The sequence below is a fragment of the Kosakonia sp. YIM B13588 genome (assembly GCF_042788165.1).
GTDB lineage: Bacteria > Pseudomonadota > Gammaproteobacteria > Enterobacterales > Enterobacteriaceae > Kosakonia > Kosakonia sacchari.
Window position 1 is genome coordinate 86,485 of the sequence record NZ_JBHZPO010000017.1, and the last position, 7,230, is coordinate 93,714.

General features: G+C 48.0%; 7 protein-coding genes and 2 pseudogenes. 7 read left to right on the forward strand and 2 right to left on the reverse strand.

Annotated elements, in window-relative coordinates; genetic code table 11:
- Nucleotides 1-8 precede the first annotated feature (8 nt).
- Entirely contained in the window at nt 9-1,547 is a 1,539-nt protein-coding gene (locus tag ACFX4U_RS21915) for a TraI domain-containing protein (RefSeq protein WP_313507326.1), read from the reverse strand.
- Between the two features lie 197 nt (nt 1,548-1,744).
- On the opposite strand from ACFX4U_RS21915, the gene ACFX4U_RS21920 reads away from it, so the two are divergent.
- The 7 genes and pseudogenes from ACFX4U_RS21920 to ACFX4U_RS21950 all read left to right on the forward strand — a co-directional run.
- The gene (locus ACFX4U_RS21920; protein WP_380218652.1) at nt 1,745-2,305 is read left to right on the forward strand and encodes a pili assembly chaperone; all 561 of its coding nucleotides are present in this window, start codon (nt 1,745-1,747) and stop codon (nt 2,303-2,305) included.
- Nucleotides 2,306-2,481: 176 nt separating this feature from the next.
- The gene (locus ACFX4U_RS21925; RefSeq protein WP_349350415.1) at nt 2,482-3,498 is read left to right on the forward strand and encodes a hypothetical protein; all 1,017 of its coding nucleotides are present in this window, start codon (nt 2,482-2,484) and stop codon (nt 3,496-3,498) included.
- Between the two features lie 108 nt (nt 3,499-3,606).
- The gene (locus ACFX4U_RS21930; protein ID WP_380218659.1) at nt 3,607-4,803 is read left to right on the forward strand and encodes a conjugal transfer protein TraF; all 1,197 of its coding nucleotides are present in this window, start codon (nt 3,607-3,609) and stop codon (nt 4,801-4,803) included.
- A 57-nt stretch (nt 4,804-4,860) separates the two neighbouring features.
- On the forward strand, nt 4,861-5,406 hold the full coding sequence (locus ACFX4U_RS21935) for a hypothetical protein (RefSeq protein ID WP_313507325.1): 546 nt from the start codon (nt 4,861-4,863) through the stop codon (nt 5,404-5,406).
- Nucleotides 5,403-6,089 carry a hypothetical protein gene (locus tag ACFX4U_RS21940; protein ID WP_313507324.1) on the forward strand — a complete coding sequence of 229 codons (687 nt, stop codon included), beginning with the start codon at nt 5,403-5,405 and terminating at the stop codon, nt 6,087-6,089. The genes ACFX4U_RS21935 and ACFX4U_RS21940 overlap by 4 nt, the downstream gene beginning before the upstream one ends.
- Nucleotides 6,086-6,364 carry a hypothetical protein gene (locus ACFX4U_RS21945; protein WP_313507322.1) on the forward strand — a complete coding sequence of 93 codons (279 nt, stop codon included), beginning with the start codon at nt 6,086-6,088 and terminating at the stop codon, nt 6,362-6,364. The genes ACFX4U_RS21940 and ACFX4U_RS21945 overlap by 4 nt, the downstream gene beginning before the upstream one ends.
- Before the next feature lie 22 nt (nt 6,365-6,386).
- Nucleotides 6,387-6,740: pseudogene (locus ACFX4U_RS21950) on the forward strand (resolvase); the annotation flags it as partial.
- Between the two features lie 155 nt (nt 6,741-6,895).
- On the opposite strand, the pseudogene ACFX4U_RS21955 reads toward ACFX4U_RS21950, so the two are convergent.
- A pseudogene (locus ACFX4U_RS21955) lies at nt 6,896-7,057 on the reverse strand (arsenical resistance protein ArsH); the annotation flags it as partial.
- Nucleotides 7,058-7,230 lie beyond the last annotated feature (173 nt).

Genomic DNA, 7,230 nt, shown 5'->3' on the forward strand with positions numbered 1-7,230 from the left:
CAATAGTATTAATTTCTTCGTGCAAGCCATAAACTGTCCGGTGGACAGGTTCCTTTTCTGTAAATAATGTCAGCACTCAGCATGTATCCTGACATTTTGGTGTAACGACCGCTTTTGTCCGGCGTATCGTATTTATGGTAATGCCAGAGGCCTTTACCATTTCGTGAATAATGAACGTTCAGAGCTTCAAAGCTTTTTTGTAACTCTGATTTATCCAGTGACTCGTTTGTATTCAGCGATAAATATTTAAAAAAACACTCAGGTGAAACAATGAATACAAACTGAGCCAGAATATGTGCAAAACTCTCGCCCTCATTGACACTAACCGTACCGTCAAGGATTGAGGATTTCAGCCAGTCCAGAAACTTTTCTCCTGGAGTGCCAGATTCCATCCCGACCAGCGAAGGCTCTTCAGAAGAAGTAGTTTCAACCTTCTCTTCAACAACAGGAGCACCAGAGCCCGACATCTGGTCAAGCACGCTAAGAAGTTCTGCGGTTGATACCGACTCATCCGGGACAGTTTCATCACCTGTTCGTTCATCGGATGACTGTGTATCATGATTATCAAATGCCGAAAGCAACGTAACCTGACCGGTAACATCCTTAGCAGCATAATCACCTGTCTGGTTAGTATCGTAACCTATTGAAGCATTGTTAATTGGCTCTGGAACCGGTGTTATATTTTTGTGACTGGACGTTTGATGCATATCGTCGTCTATTAAATTTGGGATATTGTTTGTTCTGGATTCTTCCTCCCCTTCCTCCCCTGAGGTGATCACCTTATCGCTTTCAGAGGGGCTTGCTGTACCAGAAACGGTTCCTGATTTATTGGCAACGCTGGCAAGCGCATCGCTGATGATGCTGTTGAGAATTCCAGACTGAGCTTTTTGTCCGCTGAGGTATAAAAATAGCGCACCTGAAATCGCCGGCCAGCGTTGAAGCCAGATAGCCGCAGCATCCGGGATGAGTTTACTGGCAATGTACATGCCGTTCATTGAAGCCGTTCTCCCCTGCCGGGGACGCACCCGCCAGTTTGCACCGGGTATTTCCATCCCCGGACACCAGGCTTTTCCGTTCGCCAGGCTCCCTTCAATCTGCGACAACCAGTCAAGATGATGAAAAAGCCCAGCCCAGAACACTGCGCATATCCAGGCAGGCCCCTGCTCTGCCTGCTCCTCAGGCGTCGCTCCCGGAGGTAACATCATACCGCGTACCAGCCTCACGGCACTTGCGGCCACGGATAAACTGAGGTCAGTAAAGCTCCCTGGTGTGGCGAACGGCCCCGCCCAGGCTGCCGGTACTTCCTGAACGCGAGCAGCCATTTGCTCTAAGGGTTTTAGCCAGAATTCGTCAAAGGCTGACTGTGACAGTGGGCAATTTTCCCGCAACATCCGGACGTTCTTCTGTCGCTCCGCAGTTCCCAGTAACAACTGACCGGACCGTACGTTCCGGAACCCTCCCGCTTGTGCCGGCTGCACGGATGGCCTTACTGAGTGTTCCGTTCCGACTGCCAGCCCAAGGCCTGTTAACCATTTCAGTCCACGCATAACCACCCCATAACCAAATTCCGAATTGACGCTACGCTATGGAGACGGTTGTATTTTGCAAGTCAAAAGCCTTAGTTCCTGATTAAACAAAACGAACTTGCATTAATCCTTAAAGGCCGGTTCACAGTTTTCAGATGAAGAGAATTAATCAGCATGCTTCCTTAAGCGCCATCAGAAATCTGAGGGAAGCGACAGGAATGCAAAGATTAGTGGTCTCTGGAATTATCCTCTGCTGGAGTCTTGCGAGTTACGGGCTCATCGCTCTAATTACGGGGTATCAGGATGGGATGGTGTATCTCTGGGGGCTTGTATTGATATCCCCTTTTTCTCTGAGAGTGGTGAACTGGATGCAGCGCAGACTCATCAACCAGCCCTGCATCCTGAGCTACCATAAGCGCAGCTCAAGGATATTCGTGCATCTGTCGCCAAACCAGCCAACCGTCAGTATTTCATCCGAACGTGTGGCCTGGTTCTGGAATGGAGTGCTAACCAGTATAGAGGACGCTCTCAGTGGCAGAGAGAACACCATCGTGATTGCCTCCCATCTCCTCACCTCTTATCGAATTAAACGTATCAGAAGGCATCTTCAGATTCATGCCGGACATTACCGAAGCCATGTCATACATGTCCCCTTCACACCCGCTGCGCGTGCAGTTATGCAACTGGAAATTCTTCTTGCACAGTGGCGCTGGCGTGTACCGTCCAGAACGTTATGGCCCGTTCTTGTCATACGAAAAACTTTCAATCCGGAAAAATAATTTCCCCTGTTTTGATTTTTCACCCGTTGTCACACTGGCTACATCAATGTAGTCGATCTGAACGATCGATTTTCATCGTTATACATCCACTCTGGTGCGCGGTAACGTATCCACAGTGGATACAATAATTAATAACTTAAGTCGAATTAATGTATTAGCCAACACCGGGAAATTATATGAACCGTCTGAACGTCACCTCCATCCTTGCCAGTATCATCACTGAACGGGATGAAAATATGCAGCAGCTGGTAGCCCAGCTTTCGGACGGAAAGAAAACGTCTGGCAGCCCTATTGCAATACGTTTTAAACCAGCTGTCAGGGATTTCGTCACACTGGTATCAGGACGCCTGGGTATTTCATCAGCTGAACTGGTCAATATTCTCGTCGAGGGTATCATGCGCGAGACGCTTATCCCCCGACAGGCTGTGATCACACATATCCACGAACGGTTCTGGCTGCTGATGGATGAGCACCGCCTGTCGGTACTGGACGTGGCTCGCCTGCTCTCGGACTGGAATATCGGTCTGAGCGTTCTGGAAAGCCGTGAAAGAACGATGGATTACTTAACTGCACCTTTGCTGAAACAGCTATCTGACTGGTTCTGTGTAAGTACCAGATGGCTGGAAGGAAGTGATCCCCGGCCAGTGTATCTGACCGCTTTCAGCGAATGGATTCAGGTTGCCATGATAATTAAAAAAAGAATTCAGGAATATACATCTGACGACAACCTGACCCGTCCTGACATATTCCTGGTCAGAGAGAATCAATACACCTCAGGAGATATCAAAGACGAATCCGGACATGTTTTCATTTTTATTCGGCGCTATAAAACCGTTAATAACACAACAATTCGTGTAGTTGAATGTATCGGGCATTGTCCATCTTCAGGTGCTTATAAAACACAACTTAATTCATTCCTGAGTATGAGCAACATTCTCTTCAGAGCGCATATTCTCAACAGTTTCGACACATTTTATGCATCCGGTTATTTACTGGATGCGCTGAGAGAAGGAAAGATACTTCCGGCCGCTGCACTGTGGGAAATTCAGAAACTTCAACGAACAGAGTCAGGTAAGTTTTCTCAAAATATATGGACCGAAGAGGAAAGAGAACCTTTTCTTTTCCCTGAGGAATTTATAACACCAGAATGGAGTAAATTTGTTAGCCAAATAACAGCCCTCAATATTAAGTGAAATAACCAGTCAGACACATTGTTTTATTGGTGCGCCAGCGCCAGGGGATTTTTTTGCCTTAAACACCATAAACGACAAAGGATATAAATGATGAAAGCTTCAATTTCAATGATTACCCGCTGCGTTTCCCTTGCTCTTCTGGTTTCCGCAGCGCAGTCGGTTAATGCTGCGACGAACTGGATGGAGGCACGCGGTGATGCTATGGGTGGCACCGGCGTGGCATCCGCGCACTACGGTACAGCTGCTCTGTCTAACCCTGCTCTGTTAACTACGTCCGGACCAACCGATGATTTCAGCCTGGTGCTGCCATCGGTGGGCGCCCAGGTCTCTGACCCGGATAAAACCGTGGATAAAGCGGATGATGTTAAGGACCTCTGGGATCGTTTCGACAGCGCCGTCGCTAATCAGTCCGGTTTCAGCGAAAGCGCTGCGGCACTCAAGAGTAAGCTTCAGGATTTGAAAAACACACATGCGAACGGCCAGGTCGGGGCTTCAGTTATTGCAACTGTGCCGAACCAGACACTACCGTTCGCCGTTGTGGTGAAATCATGGGGTACTGTCTCTGTCGATGGTAAGGTCAGCGATCACGACCTGGAATACCTCGACAAGGTCGCCGATGGCACAATCCCCCCTTCTGCAGTGGATACTGACTCACTTACGTCAAGAGCCTACGGTCGTGCGGCTGTGATCACCGATGTCGGAGTGGCCATGGCGCATGAGTTCGAAACTGCAGGACATGCCTGGTCCTTTGGTATCACACCAAAATACCAGCGCGTTGACCTGTTTAACTACAACGTTTCCGTCAGTAATTTTGACAAAAACGACATTGACTCCATCGAGTACCGCAATACCAAAACCGGTTTTAACGCCGACGTCGGTCTGTCCACAAACCTGAACGACAACTGGACTCTTGGTCTGGCCGTACAAAATATCATCCCCCGCTCAATCGATACCAAAGAAGTAAATGGTGAAAAGGGAACGTTCAAGATTAAACCGCAGGCCACTGCCGGCGCCTCATGGCACAACAGCTTCATCACAACCGCGCTCGATGTCGACCTGACTGAGGCGAGTGGTTTCACCAGTGATAATAAGCGTCAGTTTGCAAGTCTAGGTGCCGAGATTAATGCCTGGAACTGGATGCAGGTGCGCGCGGGTTACCGCCAGAACATGGCTTCCGGAGAAGGCAATGCTTTCACTGCCGGCCTGGGGTTCTCTCCGTTTGATGTGGTTCACCTGGATATCACGGGCATCGCAGGCACTGATCGTACCTACGGGGCGGTTGCACAACTTCAATTCACTTTCTGATCCAGCAAAATGAAGGGGCTGTTTACTGACAGCCCTGGAAGTCCTCAGGAGAACACTATGAAAAAACTCATTCTTTGCTCAGGTATCTCTTTTGTACTTATGGCTCTTGCTGGGTGTAGCCAGAACCAGCTCAATCAGTTTCAGCGGCAACTGTCAGATGTCAGCACGATGATATCACCTGGTGAGCAGCATCCTTCTGAAAAACAGGCTGAACGTAATGAGATTGCCCAGGCATTCAGCCTGCCAGTCGGCGTAGACACTGCTGCACTACGCCTGAAGCAGCATTATGGTTTTCCTTCTGATGAAGATGTTTCAGCCGCAAGAAACAATGGTCAGGGAAATGCTGGCTGGTCAGCATCGGCAATTTCAGAAGGTGCCAGTTGGTCAGCCCAACCTGGGTCTTATTATCGCATGAGCCGGAACTGGGCAGCTAATGATCGTCTGACAATAGAAGTCACAGGCGATGCTAAACACAGCAACGTGACAGCAACTTATCGTTCCTCCAATCCGGATCATCTTAAACCCGAATGGACCGCGCGCCTGTGGAAACAAATTCCGGAAGTCGCACGAGGTACGAAGGTTAGCCGGGAGGTCGGACAATGAACAAGTCACCTTCTCCACGGACGCAGAAGACTGATGTGTCCAGTTTACCAACTGGTGAAAATATCAAAGCCATTGAAAAGCTAATTAGCGATGCCTCAGAGGTTATTTCAAAACGCGAGCGCTCAGTCAGACGTGCAGAACGAAATCTGGAAATAGCCGAAGACCACCTTGCAGACCTTGAAAATCAGAGAGATGAACTCGTCATATCGAGCTGGGGAGATGCTCCCAATTGGCATGGAATATTTAGTATGGGTGAGGATGCCTCAACTGCCATGCGAGCATACCGTGATAGATGGGTCGGTACGATCGCAGGTCTGCGTCTGACTGCCTTCGGCAATATTTATACCGGACAGTCAGTTTACGGGATCGGCTTCACAACAAAGTCTGAGGAAGAACTGGAGCAAAAAATCCACATGGTGGAGTTTGTTCTGCCATACCTTATTGCTGATGAGCGAAAAGAAAAATCATTAATGATTTATAACTACCCCGCAGTGGACTGCTGCCACAGCTTCGTTTTTAACATCGAAACAGGCACATATGGCATCGCCACAGATCGCTTTATGTCACGTCAGGAAACGATGGGGTTTCCCTCACTGGAATCCGCACTTCGTCATCTCCAGGCAAACACCTTAAAAGACGATGCAGATAAACGGGAAAGCCTTAACGATGAGGTGACAGAATGAAAGATGTGTTCTGGGTAGTCGAAGCCAACGGGAAGGAAATTGGCGCTATGACACTGGATGAGTTTGAATACATCCAAAATTCCGTGAAGGCAAACTGGATGAACAGGATCGTTGCCGTTATCAGGTTTTTCTTTTTCCCTGCATATAAGAAAACAGGCCTGTACTGGCCTGAAATTGAAGAGGAAGTAAAAGCACTTTTGCAGGTCAGAACTGATGCTCCGCTAACCATTAAATTCGTTCGCGGAGCAATGCCATCTCAGATAAGACTACTATAATGGATCAGTTTGAATATCTTTCAGCCTTGATATGCCCATATCATGGCAGGAGCTGTCAGATAAGGCCCCTTCGCAGGCCGCCCCGATGACTTGCGCAGTAATAATCGCCATCAATAACATGCTTATCGACCTGATGGCCGCAATGTCACATAAGGGCTGGCTGAGCCGTCGCTAGCAGCAAAAGTAGGGAATCGAACAGGCTCATACACTTGGGAAATACGGGGGTAAGCAGGCCGTTCAGGAACTGCATCAGAAAGTCCAGTACTACCGACAAGCAAAGAAACTGAGTTTCCGGGAAATAGCTGATGCTACGGGCTACAGTGCTTCACAGGTTTGTCGGATACAAGCGCTTCATAAAAATAGTGAATCTGCCTGAAAAATTAAAATAACAGTATTTTTTTGCAATCATGGCATAATAGTTAGCGCCCTGTAACTAGCAGCCTGACGCTTCATCTATGTAAGTAAAGTCCGCTGTGTGCCAATAACGGACGTTGTTAAGCTCATGCAGTATGGATTCACGAAGAACATACATTATATATTGTCCTGATTGAATGGGGATGAAAGCTCCTGATGGCTCCCTTTTTGCTCGCTGTAACGATCTGCAAGATAACCGGTTTGTCTCTTAAGCAGCACTGTGATTTTAAACAGCTTCTCGGCTACATCGACAGAACTAAATGTTTCTCGACTATTCTCTAAGGCAACTTGAGGCCTACACAAAAAAGAGCCGGGTTATACCCGGCTCTTTTTAGCTGATTTCAAAATCTTTTAATTCCCCACCTTCAGCAATAATGACCTGCTCCCCGTTGATTAATACACCGCGATGTTAGTAATGTCTTCATAAGCCACATGAGGACATCCCCATGAAG